The 15,959-nt window shown below is 44.0% G+C and carries 17 protein-coding genes; 1 reads left to right on the top strand and 16 read right to left on the bottom strand.

Annotated features, from left to right (window positions below; translation table 11 throughout):
• Window positions 1-14: 14 nt before the first annotated feature.
• The 13 genes from sucC to DIC78_RS01380 all read right to left on the bottom strand — a co-directional run bounded on the left by sucC (window position 15) and on the right by DIC78_RS01380 (window position 9,763).
• A complete protein-coding gene (gene sucC / locus DIC78_RS01320; protein WP_003238568.1) occupies window positions 15-1,172 on the bottom strand; it encodes an ADP-forming succinate--CoA ligase subunit beta in 1,158 nt (385 codons plus the stop codon).
• Between the two features lie 173 nt (window positions 1,173-1,345).
• Complete coding sequence (locus tag DIC78_RS01325) at window positions 1,346-1,627, bottom strand: FlhB-like flagellar biosynthesis protein (protein ID WP_095713833.1); 282 nt, start codon at window positions 1,625-1,627, stop codon at window positions 1,346-1,348.
• Window positions 1,624-3,342 (bottom strand): hypothetical protein, encoded by a 1,719-nt coding sequence (locus DIC78_RS01330; RefSeq protein WP_127695239.1) that lies wholly within the window; start codon window positions 3,340-3,342, stop codon window positions 1,624-1,626. Before DIC78_RS01330 ends, DIC78_RS01325 begins: the two co-directional genes overlap by 4 nt.
• 28 nt (window positions 3,343-3,370) lie before the next feature.
• Entirely contained in the window at window positions 3,371-4,138 is a 768-nt protein-coding gene (locus DIC78_RS01335; RefSeq protein WP_106022039.1) for a ribonuclease HII, read from the bottom strand.
• 70 nt (window positions 4,139-4,208) lie between these two features.
• On the bottom strand, window positions 4,209-5,057 hold the full coding sequence (gene ylqF, locus DIC78_RS01340) for a ribosome biogenesis GTPase YlqF (RefSeq protein ID WP_010334231.1): 849 nt from the start codon (window positions 5,055-5,057) through the stop codon (window positions 4,209-4,211).
• A gap of 144 nt (window positions 5,058-5,201) precedes the next feature.
• Entirely contained in the window at window positions 5,202-5,549 is a 348-nt protein-coding gene (gene rplS, locus DIC78_RS01345) for a 50S ribosomal protein L19 (protein WP_010334229.1), read from the bottom strand.
• A gap of 139 nt (window positions 5,550-5,688) precedes the next feature.
• Complete coding sequence (trmD, locus tag DIC78_RS01350) at window positions 5,689-6,420, bottom strand: tRNA (guanosine(37)-N1)-methyltransferase TrmD (RefSeq protein WP_024121384.1); 732 nt, start codon at window positions 6,418-6,420, stop codon at window positions 5,689-5,691.
• Window positions 6,417-6,941, bottom strand: a complete 525-nt coding sequence (rimM, locus tag DIC78_RS01355) for a ribosome maturation factor RimM (protein ID WP_044155911.1) — start codon at window positions 6,939-6,941, stop codon at window positions 6,417-6,419. Before rimM ends, trmD begins: the two co-directional genes overlap by 4 nt.
• Window positions 6,942-6,945: 4 nt before the next feature.
• Window positions 6,946-7,332: a YlqD family protein gene (locus DIC78_RS01360; protein WP_024121382.1), complete on the bottom strand. Its 387-nt coding sequence runs from the start codon at window positions 7,330-7,332 to the stop codon at window positions 6,946-6,948.
• A 121-nt stretch (window positions 7,333-7,453) separates the two neighbouring features.
• Window positions 7,454-7,699 (bottom strand): KH domain-containing protein, encoded by a 246-nt coding sequence (locus DIC78_RS01365; RefSeq protein ID WP_024121381.1) that lies wholly within the window; start codon window positions 7,697-7,699, stop codon window positions 7,454-7,456.
• Window positions 7,699-7,971, bottom strand: a complete 273-nt coding sequence (rpsP, locus tag DIC78_RS01370; protein WP_003220815.1) for a 30S ribosomal protein S16 — start codon at window positions 7,969-7,971, stop codon at window positions 7,699-7,701. Before rpsP ends, DIC78_RS01365 begins: the two co-directional genes overlap by 1 nt.
• Before the next feature lie 105 nt (window positions 7,972-8,076).
• Window positions 8,077-9,417, bottom strand: coding sequence for a signal recognition particle protein (gene ffh / locus DIC78_RS01375; protein WP_024121380.1), 1,341 nt, complete (start codon window positions 9,415-9,417; stop codon window positions 8,077-8,079).
• 13 nt (window positions 9,418-9,430) lie between these two features.
• Entirely contained in the window at window positions 9,431-9,763 is a 333-nt protein-coding gene (locus DIC78_RS01380; RefSeq protein WP_024121379.1) for a putative DNA-binding protein, read from the bottom strand.
• 177 nt (window positions 9,764-9,940) lie between these two features.
• On the opposite strand from DIC78_RS01380, the gene DIC78_RS01385 reads away from it, so the two are divergent.
• The gene (locus tag DIC78_RS01385) at window positions 9,941-10,426 is read left to right on the top strand and encodes an Ig-like domain-containing protein (protein WP_106020686.1); all 486 of its coding nucleotides are present in this window, start codon (window positions 9,941-9,943) and stop codon (window positions 10,424-10,426) included.
• Window positions 10,427-10,465: 39 nt separating this feature from the next.
• Here the strand turns inward: DIC78_RS01385 and ftsY are convergent, their stop codons facing one another.
• The 3 genes from ftsY to rncS all read right to left on the bottom strand — a co-directional run bounded on the left by ftsY (window position 10,466) and on the right by rncS (window position 15,885).
• Window positions 10,466-11,455, bottom strand: coding sequence for a signal recognition particle-docking protein FtsY (ftsY, locus tag DIC78_RS01390; RefSeq protein WP_044155917.1), 990 nt, complete (start codon window positions 11,453-11,455; stop codon window positions 10,466-10,468).
• A 19-nt stretch (window positions 11,456-11,474) separates the two neighbouring features.
• Entirely contained in the window at window positions 11,475-15,035 is a 3,561-nt protein-coding gene (gene smc / locus DIC78_RS01395; RefSeq protein WP_127695241.1) for a chromosome segregation protein SMC, read from the bottom strand.
• 100 nt (window positions 15,036-15,135) lie between these two features.
• Complete coding sequence (rncS, locus tag DIC78_RS01400) at window positions 15,136-15,885, bottom strand: ribonuclease III (RefSeq protein ID WP_010334220.1); 750 nt, start codon at window positions 15,883-15,885, stop codon at window positions 15,136-15,138.
• Window positions 15,886-15,959 lie beyond the last annotated feature (74 nt).

A 15,959-nucleotide genomic window follows, 5' to 3' on the forward strand; every position in this document is an offset into this window, starting at 1 on the left:
CCTTTCATTCTTTCCTATACTAAAGATACGATTTTCTGCGCGCCGTCAGCCATGGATTCCGCAGATGTAATATTTAATCCTGATTCACTAAGGATTTTCTTCCCTAGATCCACGTTTGTTCCTTCAAGACGGACGACAAGCGGCAATGTTAAACCGACTTGCCTTGTCGCTTCAACAACCCCTTCTGCGATGACATCACATTTCATAATGCCTCCGAAAATGTTGACGAAAATCCCTTTAACATTTTGATCAGAAAGAATGATTTTAAATGCTTCCGTGACTTTTTCTGCGGTTGCGCCGCCCCCGACATCAAGGAAGTTGGCCGGTTCTCCTCCATAATGTTTAATGATATCCATCGTGGACATTGCTAGTCCAGCGCCGTTTACCATGCATCCGATATTTCCATCAAGGGAAATGTAGCTCAGATCGTATTTAGACGCTTCAATTTCTTTTGGATCTTCTTCGTCCAAATCTCTGTATTCCATAATATCTTTTTGTCTGTATAATGCGTTGCTGTCAAAATTTAGTTTCGCATCAAGCGCCATCACATTCCCGTCTCCAGTTACAACGAGAGGATTGATTTCGGCGATTGAGCAGTCTTTCTCAACAAACGCTTTGTATAGTCCAAGCATAAATTTAGCAGCTTTCCCCACAAGCTCTTTTGGAATATTGATAGCGAATGCAATTTCTCTAGCTTGATAGCCTTGGAGGCCAACAGCCGGATCAATGACAGCCTTTTTGATTTTTTCCGGTGTTTTCTCTGCTACTTCTTCAATTTCTGTTCCGCCTTCTTCAGAGGCCATCAGAACAATTCTTGAAGTGGCACGGTCAAGCACTAATCCCACATAGTATTCCTTTTTAATATCGCAGCCTTCTTCAATAAGTAAGCGTTTTATTACTTGCCCGTCCGGACCTGTCTGATGCGTAACGAGGGTCTTACCTAAAAGTTCTTCGGCATACGCTTTTACTTCGTCTAATGATTTTGCTATTTTTACCCCACCAGCTTTGCCTCGACCGCCAGCATGAATTTGAGCCTTTACGACATAAACCGAGCTGGATAAGCTCTTTGCTTTTTCAACTGCTTCTTCTGCTGTAAAAGCCACTTTACCTTCAGGAACAGATACCCCATATTTTCTGAGGACTTCTTTTCCCTGGTACTCATGGATATTCATTTCCCATCCTCCTAACTTATGTAACAAAACTAAAAATAGACTGCGCTTTCATTCTATATAATACTGGAAGAATTGTCTAGAGTTCGATGCAAAATCTTAAAATCCTTCTAAACATTCAAACTTTTATTTTATTAAAAACATAAATTTCAAGCGGAGAATGGGGAATATTTTAGCTATTTTTTATTTTTTACACTTTCGTCCAATCTGTAAATGAAAGAAAAAATCTCGGCTACCGTTTCATAAAGTGCTTCCGGGATCTGGTCATCCACAGTCAAATGGCGCATTAATTCGACAAGGGTCCGATCTTCTTGGATCGGGACCCCCGCCTTTTTAGCTTCTTTGATAATGTTGTCAGCAACATGGCCCTTCCCGGTTGCAATTACTCTTGGCGCCTTGTCTATTTTTTCGTCATAATGGAGAGCTATGGCTTTTCTTAAAGGCGTTTGCTCGTTCATATTTTCACATCCACTCCCTGATCACTGATGCTTGTTATGTATTGATCAATTGTAGCCTTTTCATCAGATTGAAGGCGTTTTTTAGCGTTAACTCCTGAAAGACTGTAGCCCATTTCTTTGAGCGATTGCTTGAGGGCGGGCACCATCGGATCGATTGCCGGCTGAAGTTCAAAGTCCGTCTCAATTGTAATCGTCATGACTTGCTGCTGTATCAGGCAGTCAACAACTGTTTCTTTTAACGTATCTAATTGCAGTAAAAACAAGAGCCGGCAATGGGAAGGATCGAGCTTTCCATCCGCTTCTTTTTGTCCTTTAAACAGAACAGTCATGTCCTGAACCCCCGATTTTGAAAACATCGGAAATGACATCACAATTTGGCTGTAGGAAGGATGATCCTGCTGCATGAGAAGCTGACCGTTTAATTTATGGAAGAGCTGATCCGCTTCCTGTTTGACAGGTTCCGCTAACTCATGTGACGCTCTGGCAGCATGAAGAGCCATCTTAACTGATTGAATATCATCGGGCAGCACTGCGGCACCTTGTTCAAACGCTTTAATAAAAGCAAGCTCATCTCGAGCGCCTATTGCCATTTTCACTTTGGATAAGAAGGAAAGAACATCTGCCTTATCCGCCAAATTAGGAGCTGTCTGCTGAACAGCCTTTAAAAACACTTCTGCTTCTTGATCCGTGACTTGCGCGGCCTGCAAAGCAGATGCTGCTGACTCAGGCTTATTTTGACTAGAGGAAACAACAGCCTTTATCCAATTCGCTGCTTCTTTTACGATTGGATTGCCGTTTTTATCCGCAGCTTCCGTCAGTGTGGCCAGCAGCCTTCTTGCCTCTTTCATTGGAATGTCTGAGACAGTTTTAGCGGCACCGTCTCGTGTGTTTCGCTGCTGCTCCTGCGGGTAGTCTGCCTTTCCTGCGGAGCCGTCTGCTGCGCTAAGCTCCCGGTTTCCAGCTGTACTGACTGAAGAGGCAGATCTGTTATGATCCGTTAACGAGATAAGCTTCTCGATAAGACGTTCTGCATGGACATCTGTTTCGCTATTAAAAAGTGCCGTAACGGCTTCTTTTAGCTTTGTCAGCGCCTGGCTCGTCTGAGGATTTTGATGAATAGCCTGAATCAGCTGAGATAAGTGCTGATGGAGCGGTACAGGCGATTTGACAGCATGAACTCCGCTCAAAACATCGGGGTGAACGGGAAGATCCCGCTTTAAGGCAAATAAAACTGTTTCGATGGCTTTTTTTGTGTCTGTCACAGGCAGCGTGTCCATCCAGCGGACGGCTGTTTTGATATCATTTTCTGTGATGGGTGTTTTGCTTTTCAGCATTGCGCCTGCCAGCATAAGGGATGCGTTTGACGGCTTCACTGAAATAGCGTTCAGAAGCTTGCCCGCAGCATCCTGAATGGTTTTGGGATTTTGGTCAAAGCTTTGAACAACCTGGAGACGGCCTGTCTGTTCCGCTGTTTTTTTTTCGTAGGAAAACCAGTAATACGCCTGAGGACGAAGCTGGGTTTCAAGTTTGCCTTGAATCGTTTGATTCCCTACTTGGATCAGTGCATGCTGGTCCCCTAATAAACGAAGCACTTTTCCTAAAAGGAGACGCTTTACGGTATTTGATTCGTCGGTTGTATTTGATGTTTCCTGCGGAGCTGCAGTGTTTCCAAAAAGGTTTTTGAGCGCCTGCTGTACATCATTTCGTATGTTCATTTCAAAAGGTGCCTCCTTGTCCATTAGATTATCTGTAAGATTGAACAGGAGCGAAAGTTTTCCGGTGCAAGTCGGTCGGTCCATAAGCTGCGAGCGCTTCAAGATGCTCTTTTGTCCCATAGCCTTTATTTTTTTCAAAGCCGTACTGCGGATACTTTTCGGCATATGCGCTCATCATCCGGTCTCTCGTTACTTTCGCAATACACGCACCTGCTGCGATAGACACGCTTTTGGCATCACCTTTTATAATTGAAGACTGAGACGTATCGAGCGGCAGTGTCATCGCGTCAACGAGCAAATAATCGGGTGTATCGGACAAATCGCGGATTGCTTCGACCATTGCCAATTTTGAGGCTTCATAAATATTGATCTCATCAATAACAGCTGCTTCTACAATTCCTATACCGACTGCCACAGCTTCTTTCATAATGAGATCGTAATATTCCTCACGCTTTTTTTCTGTAAGCTTTTTTGAGTCTGTGAGCCCAAGTATTTCGCATTTCTCAGGAAGGATGACTGCGCTGGCGACAACCGGCCCTGCCAATGGGCCCCGGCCTACTTCGTCTACTCCTGCAATAAAACGAAACCCCTTGTTTCTCGCAAGCCTTTCATAGGAGGTCATATTCACCCACTGTTCTTTTAGCGCTTTTTCCTTTGCGTTCTTTTTCAGCCATTGCTCTACAAGCGCTTGTACGCTTTTTCTCGGATCATTTTCACACTGGGCAAGAAATGGGTCCTGGTCATCTCTTACCTCTTGCAGACGGTCTCTAATGTCTTTTACGGTTAATGTATTCACTTTCTCTTCTCCCTTACTGTATGTATCGGTCCTGTCAGGAAAAAATAAAGACCCGCATTTCTGCGCGTCTTTACATCGTCGGCTGTTCGAATGACAGCCTCCCGAACTTTTCTGTGCGGATATCACGAATGATCACTTCAGTCGTTTTATCGTAGTTAATAAGCCCACCGCTCATGAGGCAGCCGCGTTTTTCACCTATTGCATCAAACAGCTCCGCGATGTCTTCGGGTATCTCATCGAGCCCGTAGCGTTCTTTAAGCCGTTCAGGATAATGTTCTTCGAGAAAACGGAGGCCAAACACGGCAACATCCTGAAGATTGATAATCGAGTCTTTAATAGCCCCTGTGACTGCCAGCCTCAATCCGACAAGCTCGTCCTCAAATTTAGGCCATAAAATCCCCGGAGTGTCTAAAAGCTCTAATTCTTTTCCGACTTTGACCCATTGCTGAGATGTTGTGATACCCGGTCTGTCTCCGGTTTTCGCAATGTTTTTCTTTGCCAGCCGGTTGATAAGCGTTGATTTTCCGACGTTCGGAATGCCGATGATCAGCGCCCGGATCGCTCTTGGCTTTACACCTTTTGCTCTCATCCGGTCAAATTTCTCCTGCAGGATATCTTTTGAAGCCGGAACGATTTGATTTAATCCTTGGCCATTTACAGAATTAATAGACAGAGAGCGGATTCCTTGGTTCTCAAAGTGCTCTTTCCACTGCTGTGTGACTGCCGCATCTGCTTTGTCAGCTTTATTTAACAGCATAATTCTCGGCTTATTTTTCAAGATGTCTTCAATCATTGGGTTTCTTGATGACATCGGGATTCTGGCATCTACCAGTTCATATACAATATCGATTAATTTTAATTTTTCGGTTACTTCCCGTCTTGCCTTTGCCATATGGCCAGGGAACCATTGGATTGTCATGTGACACGAACACCGCCTTTATCTTCTAAGTGTGCAAGATTCTTAGTTGTTCTTTATGTATTTTACGATGCCTGACCGGCATTTTCAAATTCTGTATAAAAAAAGAGCTTGTTACTGGTAACAAGCTCTTTTCGTTCGTTATCATTATCGTCTGATTTCTTTAATACGAGCCGCTTTTCCGCGAAGTTCACGCAGGTAGTAAAGCTTAGCACGGCGTACTTTACCGTAACGTACAACTTCGATTTTCGCGATTTTTGGTGTGTGTACAGGGAAAGTACGTTCAACGCCAACACCGTAAGAAATCTTACGAACTGTGAACGTTTCGCTGATTCCACCACCACGACGCTTAATCACAACACCTTCAAAGATCTGGATACGCTCACGGTTACCCTCAACAACTTTTACGTGTACACGTAAAGTGTCACCAGGACGGAACGTAGGAAGATCAGTACGAAGCTGTTCTTTTGTGATATCTTCAATTAGTTTTTGCATCGTTTTCAACTCCTTCCAACAGATGCTCTTGGCCTCAAAACCCGGCACAGCGGAACATCGTTTTCAAGCTTTCAACGGATAAGCCCGTTCAAGCCACAAGTAGTATCTTATCACAATTTCATAGCCTATGCAATAAAATCTATTCTTTTTCCCATTCAGAAATCCATTTTCTTTCTTGCTCTGTAAGCGGATAGTCTTTCAGAAGATCCGGGCGTCTTAAATAGGTTCTTCTGATCGATTCTTTATTCCGCCATTCTTTGATTTTAGCATGGTTTCCTGATAGAAGTGTTTCAGGCACTTTTAAACCTTTATAATCTGCCGGTCTTGTATAATGCGGATGCTCCAAGAGCCCCGTACTGAACGAATCCTCTATGTGGGAAGCCTCTTTGCCAAGCACACCCGGAAGCAGCCTGACGACACTGTCAGCAATCATCATCGCAGGCAGCTCACCGCCTGTCAGAACGAAGTCGCCAATTGATATTTCATCTGTCACCAAATGCTCGCGGATTCGCTCATCATAGCCTTCATAATGACCGCAGATAAACAGCAAATGCTCTTCCTTTGCCAATTCCTCGGCTTTTTTTTGAGTGAAACGCTCACCTTGCGGGCAGACGAGGATAACGCGCGGCGGACTGTCGGCTTTTGAGGCCAGATCCTCAACCGCGTCAAAAACAGGCTGAGGCTTCAGAACCATACCTGCTCCGCCACCGTAAGGATAATCATCCACTGTATTATGCTTGTTATCAGAATACTCCCGGAAATTGACGATCTGGAACTGCACTGCTTCTTTTTCTTGGGCTTTTTGAAGAATGGATGAACCGAGCACCCCTTCAAACATTTCAGGAAACAGCGTCAAAAAATCGATTTTCATTCGTCTATTAATCCTTCCATGAGTTGAATCTCAATTTTCTTTTCGCTGACATCAATCTGTTTAACGACTGATTCAATGTAAGGGATCAGCGCGTCTTTTTTACCTTTACGCCCGATTACCCATACATCATTGGCTCCCGGTGTTAAAATTTCTTTCACCTTTCCGATCAGTTCGCCTTCTTCGGTAAAAACTTCACAGCCGATAATTTCGTGGAAATAAAATTCTCCTTCATTCAGCTCACCCAAATCCTCTTCAGGAACTTTGATGATGGCGTTTTTCAGTTCCTCTACTTCATTCAGGCTTTGTCTTTCTTTAAACTGCAGCAGATGAAATTGCTTATGCAGCCTGTACGTGTTTACCGTTACTTCTATCGGTTCTTGGCGTCCGTCCATAAACAAATACAGCGTGTTGCCCGGCTTGTACCGTTCTTCGGCAAAATCCGTTTTTGAAATGACCCGCACCTCGCCTTTAATTCCGTGGGTATTTACAATTTTACCGACATTAAACCATCGCTTTGTCATATGATCACCTCTGGCGAATTTCAATTACTGTTCCGTCTTTTATGACGATGGTGTTTGCTGCTGTTTTCTCATGCCAGTCATCTCCGACTTCAATGGTCAGCAGCGCATCGATTTCCTTTTCTTTCATTTCACTGCCAAGCGGTAATGTATGTACTTGGGTAATTTGAAAATCGATCATTTTCATATTATCTTTTCGTTTTTCTATTGCCTTTTTAAATTGTTCAATTACATCTGGGTTCTGCTGTTCTTTTTCATGTTTTCTAAGCTGAAAATAGAGCTGGCTGCATTCTCGTTCAAGCATTTGCTTCTTTTCTGTGAAAGTAGATAAAAGCTTTTCTTTGCTGCGCTCGGTTAAGACTTGCATAACGGCTACACGGTGAATAATCTGCATCGCACCAAGCTCCCTGCTTTTAAAACTTTTTCAAGACCAGACTTTTCTATCTTGTCTTATCTTCTATCAGTTTACCCGTTTTTTGCGTGTAAAAAAAGGGGAGGTGCCGGCCCTCTCCCTTTTAGTCAAATATTTCAAATTGAACTTTCTTAGAAGACTGTGCGCCAGCTGCAAATACAGCTGTTCGAATCGCTTTTGCAGTCCGGCCTTGCTTCCCGATAACTTTACCGGTATCTGACTTATGAACAGATAAGCGCAGCGCAATCTTTTGATCGGTTTCTTCTCTTATGACCCGAATGTCATCTGGATGATCAACAAGCGGCGTCACAATCGTGACAATCAAATCTTCCAAGTGTTGATCAGTCATTACTTGCCTTGTTTAGCGTTGTGGAATTTTTCCATGATTCCTTGGCTAGAGAACAAGTTGCGAACTGTATCAGATGGTTTCGCTCCAGTTTGAAGCCATTTAAGAGCAAGCTCTTCATCGATTTTTACTTCCGCTGGTTTTGCAACCGGGTTGTAAGTGCCGACTGTTTCGATGAAACGGCCGTCACGCGGTGAACGAGAATCTGCTACAACAATACGATAGAAAGGAGATTTTTTTGCTCCCATACGTTTTAAACGAATTTTTACTGCCATTTTACTAGCACCTCCGAAAATATTTCAACAAGATAGTATATTAACAATGATAAAAGTGTTTGTAAAGTGTTTTTTCTTAACAACGGTTTTATCATGTATAACCGATTACATAAAAGGTAACTTAAATCCTTTTTTCTTTCCTTTTGACATGTTTGTCATCTGCTTCATCATTTTTTTCATTTCGTCAAACTGCTTAAGCAGACGGTTGACTTCCTGTACGGACGTCCCGCTTCCTTTCGCAATCCGCTTGCGCCGGCTGGCATTAATGATATCCGGCTGTTCTTTTTCAAGAACAGTCATCGATTTAATGATCGCTTCCACATGATTCAGCTGCTTTTCATCAACTTGAATATTTTTCAAGCCTTTCATCTTACCTGCACCCGGCATCATTTGCAGAAGCTCATCCAGAGGCCCCATGTTTCTGACCTGTCCGAGCTGCTCCAGAAAATCATCCAATGTGAAGCTCATTGTTCTCATTTTTTGTTCCAGCTCTTTGGCCTTGTCTTCATCGACGGTTGCCTGAGCTTTTTCAATCAATGTTAACACGTCACCCATGCCGAGAATCCTTGATGCCATGCGTTCAGGATGGAATGCTTCTAATGCATCAAGTTTTTCGCCTAAACCGGCGAATTTAATCGGCGTGTTTGTCACCGCACGAATGGAAAGTGCAGCACCCCCGCGCGTGTCTCCATCAAGCTTCGTTAACACAACACCGGTTAAACCGAGCTGTTCGTTAAAGCTTTTGGCTACATTCACGGCATCCTGCCCGGTCATTGAATCGACAACCAGAAAAATTTCTTCCGGATTCGCGATTTCTTTCACTTGGGTCAGTTCATCCATAAGCTCATGGTCGATATGCAAACGGCCTGCTGTATCCAAAATGACATAATCATAGTGTTCTTCCTTGGCTTTTTCGATAGCCTGCTTGGCTATTTCTACAGGGCTGACCTGATCGCCAAGGGAAAAAACAGGCATGTCGAGCTGCTTGCCTAGCGTTTCCAGCTGCTTGATTGCAGCAGGACGGTAAATATCGGCAGCAACCAGCATCGGTTTGCGATTATGCTTTTTGCGCAGCAGATTTGCAAGCTTACCGCTCGTTGTCGTTTTACCGGCACCCTGGAGACCAACCATCATAATAACAGTCGGCGGCCGCTTCGCGACGGCAATTTTGCTTTCTTCGCCGCCCATCAGCTCTGTCAGTTCCTCTTTAACGACTTTAATGACCTGCTGGCCGGGCGTCAGGCTTTTCATGACGTCTTGGCCTACAGCCCGTTCACTTACTTTTTTCACAAAATCCTTTACTACTTTAAAGTTAACGTCAGCCTCAAGCAGCGCAAGACGAACTTCACGCATCATTTCTTTTACATCTTGTTCGCTGACTTTCCCTTTTCCGCGGATTTTAGAAATCGTCTGCTGCAGTCGGTCGGCTAATCCTTCAAATGCCATAGTTTGCCGCCTCCTAATCTAATTTCTCAAGCGCTTCAATCAGAGCTGTAATTTCTTCCTCTTCTTTAGTACCGGAAGCAAGCTCCTTCAGCTTATTAAACATCTCTTTACGCTCCTGAAACTTTTTCAAAAGGAGCAGCTTTTCTTCATATTGTTCAAGCATCGCTTCTGTTCGTTTGATGTTATCATAAACAGCTTGTCTTGAAACCTCATACTCTTCGGCTATTTCGCCAAGGGAGAAATCGTCCAAATAATAAAGCGACATATAGCTCTTCTGTTTAGACGTCAACAACGACTGATAAAAATCAAACAGATAATTCATTCTCGTTGTCTTTTCGAGCGACATATGAGCTCTCCCCTTTGTTAAGTCAAATCCCTTTACGATAACTTAGTTTACATGGTTTTAATGTGAGTGTCAAGTTTTTATCTTGTCAAAGCAATGATCACTTTTTCCAATATTAACTAAAAATCTTCTAATTTATTCCGATATTGTATATGAACCCCACTTTAAAGGAGGATTCTCATGAAAAAAATCTGTTTGTTGGTTATGTTATGCTTGGCTGCCGTGTTACCATTTATTTTTCCAGCCCAGCAAGCAGCTGCAGCCGGAGCCCCTTATAGGGCCTCCATCTCAAATATTAGCACGGACGGAGGCGTGTACGGCAAAATCAATTACGGACAGGGCCAATTTTGGCGAGTCAAGTACAATATTACGATAAGCGGTACATTGCTCGACGAAAATGGAGCGCCAGTGCCAAACACACCAGTCAGCTTCGAAGCAGATACAAAAGTCGGGAATACAACACAGACAGCTGCGGGAACAACTGATGAAAACGGAAAGTTTAACGTTCCAATGTATTTAGGACCTGCTGCTGGATACTACACGTATTACACATCTGTTTCCGTTCATTACTATGACATTATTCCATTCAGGGTTTATTCAGGTGATGCGAGATTGCTATCCACTGATAACAGCCTTTATCATTTCGCCTATCAAGTGAGACGATAACAAAACAGCCCCCAATGCTTTTGGGGGCTGGTTGTCTTTTTAATCCTCCGCTTTTTCCACTAAATCTGAAAAGAGCCCGTATACGTAAGATTCAGCGTCAAACTCCTGAAGATCATCAACTTTTTCTCCTAAGCCGACTAATTTAACCGGAATATGAAGCTCGTTGCGAATCGCAAGGACAATGCCGCCTTTTGCAGTGCCGTCAAGCTTTGTTAAAGCAATTCCTGTAACGTTTGTTGCTTTAGAGAACTCCTTCGCCTGTGCCATTGCGTTTTGTCCAGTCGTGGCATCAAGGGCGAGCAGGACCTCATGAGGCGCTTCGGGCACTTCTCTTTCGATAACGCGCTTCACCTTTTCGAGCTCCTTCATCAGGTTTACCTTATTTTGAAGACGCCCTGCCGTATCACAAATCAATACATCTGCTTCTCTCGCTTTGGCAGCGTGAACAGCATCATAGATGACAGCCGCAGGATCGCTGCCGGCCGCCTGCTTAATGACAGGCACACCCGTACGTTCTCCCCATACTTCAAGCTGTTCAATCGCTCCTGCTCTGAAAGTGTCTCCGGCAGCGAGTACAACAGACTTTCCTTCTTGCTTTAGTTTATGAGCAAGCTTTCCGATCGTTGTCGTTTTGCCGACTCCATTTACGCCGACCAGGAGAATGACATTTAAACGCCCTTCCTGAATGTTCAGCTCAGAAATTTGTTCGTCTCCGCTGTTATAAATCTCCACCAGCTTTTCAGAAATAACAGACTGCACTTCCTGCGGATCTTGAATATTTCTGCGCTTCACTTCTTTCTTGAGCTCGTCTATCAGCTCCATAACCGTTGTAAAACCGACATCAGCACTGATCAGAACCTCTTCAAGCTCTTCGAAGAAGTCCTCATCAATTTTACGGTAACGGGACACGAGATCATTCACTTTGTTTTGAAAGGAGTTTCTCGTCTTTTCAAGGCCGTCCTTAAACTTTTCAGATACGGAATCTGTCTGCTTTGTGATTTTCTCTTTTAATTTTTTAAAAAAACTCATCTTATAACCTCTTTCCTCGTTACTGAACGAATTCTTTTGTCTCTTCCAACTTCACTGAGATGACCTTAGAAACACCTGATTCCGGCATTGTCACGCCGTAAAGCACATCGGCTTCCTCCATAGTGCCTTTTCTGTGGGTAATCACAATAAACTGGGTATCGGCGCTGTATTTTTTCAAATACTGCGCAAACCGGAACACATTTGCTTCGTCAAGCGCTGCTTCTACCTCGTCAAGAACACAAAACGGCACAGGGCGCACCTTTAAAATTGAGAATAAAAGCGCAATAGCAGTAAGCGCACGCTCTCCGCCAGACAAAAGGTTTAAGTTTTGCAGTTTTTTTCCCGGCGGCTGCGCGATAATTTCTACCCCGGAATGCAGCAGATCATTCGGATCGGTAAGCCTTAATTCCGCTCGTCCTCCTCCGAATAAGGAGCGGAAGACTTGATCAAAGTGTGAGCGGATTTGGACGAATGTGTCGTTAAAGCGTTTCGTCATCTCTTCGTCCATTTCCTCAATCACTTGGAACAGGGTATTTTTTGCTTCTGTTAAATCTTCTTTTTGCTCTGACAAGAATTGATAGCGTTCGTTAACCCTCTCAAACTCATCTATGCTTCCGAGGTTTACCGTCCCAAGCTCTTCTATTGCGAGTTTAATCAGCTTCACGCGCTTTCGTGCTTCCTCAGGATCTGTTTCAAGCTGGTATTTCTCTTTAGCTCCCTCAAAGGACAAGCTGTATTCTTCCCGCAAGTATTGCAGCAAATTATCAAGCTCGACTTCCATTCGGCCTAGTTTTACTTCTTCGTCTTTTAAGAGCGTTGTTTTTTGTTTATACAGGCGCTTCATTTCTTTCAGCTCGCGCTCATACGTATCAAGCCCCTGCTGAAGTTTGATCCTCTGGTCACGCCTTAACGCAATCAATTCAATTGTTTTTGTTTTGTCATTCAATTTATGTTTCGCGGCCTCTTCCAGTTTTTCTTCGCCGCTTGTGCTTGATGACATTTCTGACGTTAAGAAGCTTAGGTCCTCTTTCGTCTCTTTTAAAGCAAGCTCTGTTTCTTGGAGCTCTTTCTTTAATCTAGCGAGGTTGTCCTCTTCGCTCTTACATGCTTGCTCTTTTTTCGCTGCTGCGATCTTCAGCTCAGTCAGCTCATTGGAGAGAGACTCTTTTGTAGAGGACTGTGTCTGTTTTTGTTTTGTCAGTCTATCAATATTCTCTTCAAGCTGTTTCATCTTTTCGGATACGGAAGAAAGCTTTTCTTCCAGCTCGCGTTTGCGCGCTTTCTTCTCTTGATCGCTTTCTGACAGAGCTGATTTTTCTTGATCATAGAGCTCTAAGTGAGTATTGATATTCTTCTCAGCGACTTGAAGCTCATACAGCTGGCCTTTCACATCCTGCTGCTTTACTCTTAAGCCTTCCCCGGCCTCTCTTAATTCAGCCAGTTTTTTCTCCATCTCCTGAATGGAGTGCTTAAGGGTTTTGACCTCTTGTTCAAGCTGCACTGTTTTTTCTTCCATCTCAGCGAGCCGCTGGGTGACATCCTCTAGTTCCCGGCTTCTTCCTAGCAGGGAGTTGTTTTTCTTTTTAACGGCGCCCCCCGTCATTGAACCTCCAGGATTCACGACATCGCCCTCGAGAGTAACAATACGGTAACGGTGTCCAAGCAGCTTCGCAAGCTCATTTGCACCTTTTAAATGCTCTGTAATCAGAACGGTGCCAAGCAGGTTTTGAATGATACGGCGATACGCCGGATCAAATGTGACAAGATCACTGGCAACCCCGAGAAATGACGGGTGCTGCTCCGCAGTTGCCGCGTCTCTGCTTTGAAGCTGACGGTCTTTGATGACAGAAAGCGGCAGAAATGTCGCCCGGCCGAACGAATTTTGTTTCAAATATTGAATCGCTTTACGTGCGGACTGTTCATCATCGGTCACGACATGCTGTGCTGAAGCTCCGAGTGCGATTTCAATGGCCGTTTCATACTTTTGTTCTGTTGAAATCAGCTCAAGGACTGCCCCGCGAATACCGCCAAGCCGCTCTTTCGCTTTCAGCACCTCTTTAACACCTTGATAAAAGCCGGAGAAATCTCCCTGCATCGTCTCAAGCATGTCTTTTTTCGATCTCGCCTGCTGGACGTATTGGTATGCTTGGTAAAGAGCAGATTCATTTTTCTCATATTGACGCTTTTTCTGCTCGTATTTGACCTGCATTTCACGATACGCGCCGACTTGGCTGTGAATCTCCTGCTCTATGCGCGCAAACTCGGTTTCACATGCAGCTTTTTGGGCGGAAATATCGCGCCGTTCCTGCAGATGCTTTTCATTATTATCAGCTAGCCTCTGCTGGGTAACGGCTGATTGGGACATCTGGTCATCAAGCAGCTGGAGCTCATTGCGAATCGACGCCTGGCTGTTTAACAGCTCAAAGTAATCGCTTTTCAGCTGTTCAATTTTCTCTTCGACATTTTCATTATGAAGACTGAGAGCCTGCTGCTTTTCCTTCACCTGTGCTTTTAAATCTTTCACTTCTGTCTGAAGCGTTTCGAAAACAGCTTCCTGCTTCGCAAGATCTTCTTTCAGCACAGCTTCTTTTTGCTGAAACTGTACGATGGCTTCTTCAAGCTGCTCTCGGTTTTGCACAGCGTTTTTTTTGCGTTCTTTCAGTACTTCTTTGCGCCCTTCCAGCTTTTCAAGCTCCTCACTTGTCACAAGCAAGACTTGCTGGAGCTCGTCCACTGATTCATCGAGCGCTTGAATTTTATCCCGCGCATCTTCAATTTTCGCTTCTTTTGCTGAAATAGCAGACGATTCAGCAAGCTCTTCTTCCTTAGCGGCTTGCACTTTCTCCTGAAGGCTTGACCATTTGGCGTGCAGCTCTTCAATATCGTAAGCGGTCAGCGCAATTTCAACGTGCTCAAGCTCTTTCTTTTTCTCCAGGTAGTCTTTCGCGATTGAGGCCTGTATTTTAAGAGGTTCAACCTGGCCTTCCAGCTCATGTAATATATCTTCTACCCGGTTTAAATTATCCTGGGTTTCAAACAGCTTGTTTTCTGCTTTTTTCTTTCTCGTTTTGTACTTGAGCACCCCTGCTGCTTCTTCAAAGATACTGCGGCGATCCTCCGCTTTGCTGCTCAGGATTTCTTCCACTTTCCCTTGGCTGATAATCGAAAATGCTTCTTTTCCAAGTCCTGAGTCCATAAATAAATCAATAATATCTTTTAAGCGGCACGGCTGATTGTTAATTAAAAATTCACTCTCGCCAGATCTGTACACACGTCTTGTGACACTGACCTCATGGAAGTCAATCGGCAAAAAATGATCGTCATTATCAAGCGTAAGTGTAACTTCGGCAAGATTTAACCGTTTTCTCGAATCACTGCCGGCAAAAATAATATCTTCCATTTTCCCGCCGCGAAGGGAACGTGCTGATTGTTCTCCAAGAACCCAGCGAATAGCGTCTGTGATATTGCTTTTTCCGCTTCCGTTCGGGCCGACAACCGCAGTGACGCCTTTTACAAAATCAACGGAAATCCGTTCTGCAAATGATTTAAATCCTATAACGTCTAAACGTTTGAGGAACATAGCGATCCTCCTTATGTAATAAGTATTTCAATTTTATCATAAACATGGATGAAATAAGACGGCAAACATACTGAAATCCCCCTTATAACTTAGGGGGATTTTATTGTTTCGTATGGTGTTTTTGCAATTTAGCTAGAGCTTCCTGAGCAGCGTGCTGTTCGGCTTCTTTCTTTGAACGGCCGTTTCCGACTCCGAGTGGTTCACCTTTTAGAGATACGATGGCTTCGAATTCACGGTTATGGGCAGGTCCTTTTTCGTTGGATATTTTATACTCCAGCGAGCCCTTGCCGTCCCGCTGCACGTATTCCTGCAGCTGGCTTTTAAAATCCATCACATGAGAAAAAGCACCATCGTTTATTTTAGGGAACACATAGACTTTTAAGAAACTTTCGACCGGCTCTAATCCCTGGTCAAGATACAAGGCTCCGATAAATGCTTCGAAGACATCCGCCAAAAGTGCAGGGCGTTTTCTGCCGCCCGTCATTTCCTCGCCTTTCCCTAATAGGACAAGATCGCCGAATGACAGTTCGTGAGCCAATGAAACGAGAGACGGTTCGCATACAATCGCGGCTCTCAATTTCGTCAAATCTCCTTCACTCATAGCCGGATACTTGGCAAATAAGAATCTGGAGATCGTCAGTTCCAAAACAGCGTCACCTAAAAATTCAAGCCTTTCATTATCTTCATACGGCTTTTTCCGATGCTCATTCACATAAGATGAATGTGTAAATGCTTGATACAAAAGCTTTTCATTTTGAAAGTGAACCGAGATCCGTTCTTGAAACTCTTTAAATTGTTCTATTTTTTTATAGAACTTTTTCTTATCTTTATAATGTGAGTGTTTTGACATAGTAACCTCCATAGGCACATCAGGTTCACCGCGCTTCTCTGACTAAACCGGATACAGCGCGCGTAAAAGCGGCA

The organism is Bacillus halotolerans, from assembly GCF_004006435.1.
GTDB lineage: Bacteria > Bacillota > Bacilli > Bacillales > Bacillaceae > Bacillus > Bacillus halotolerans.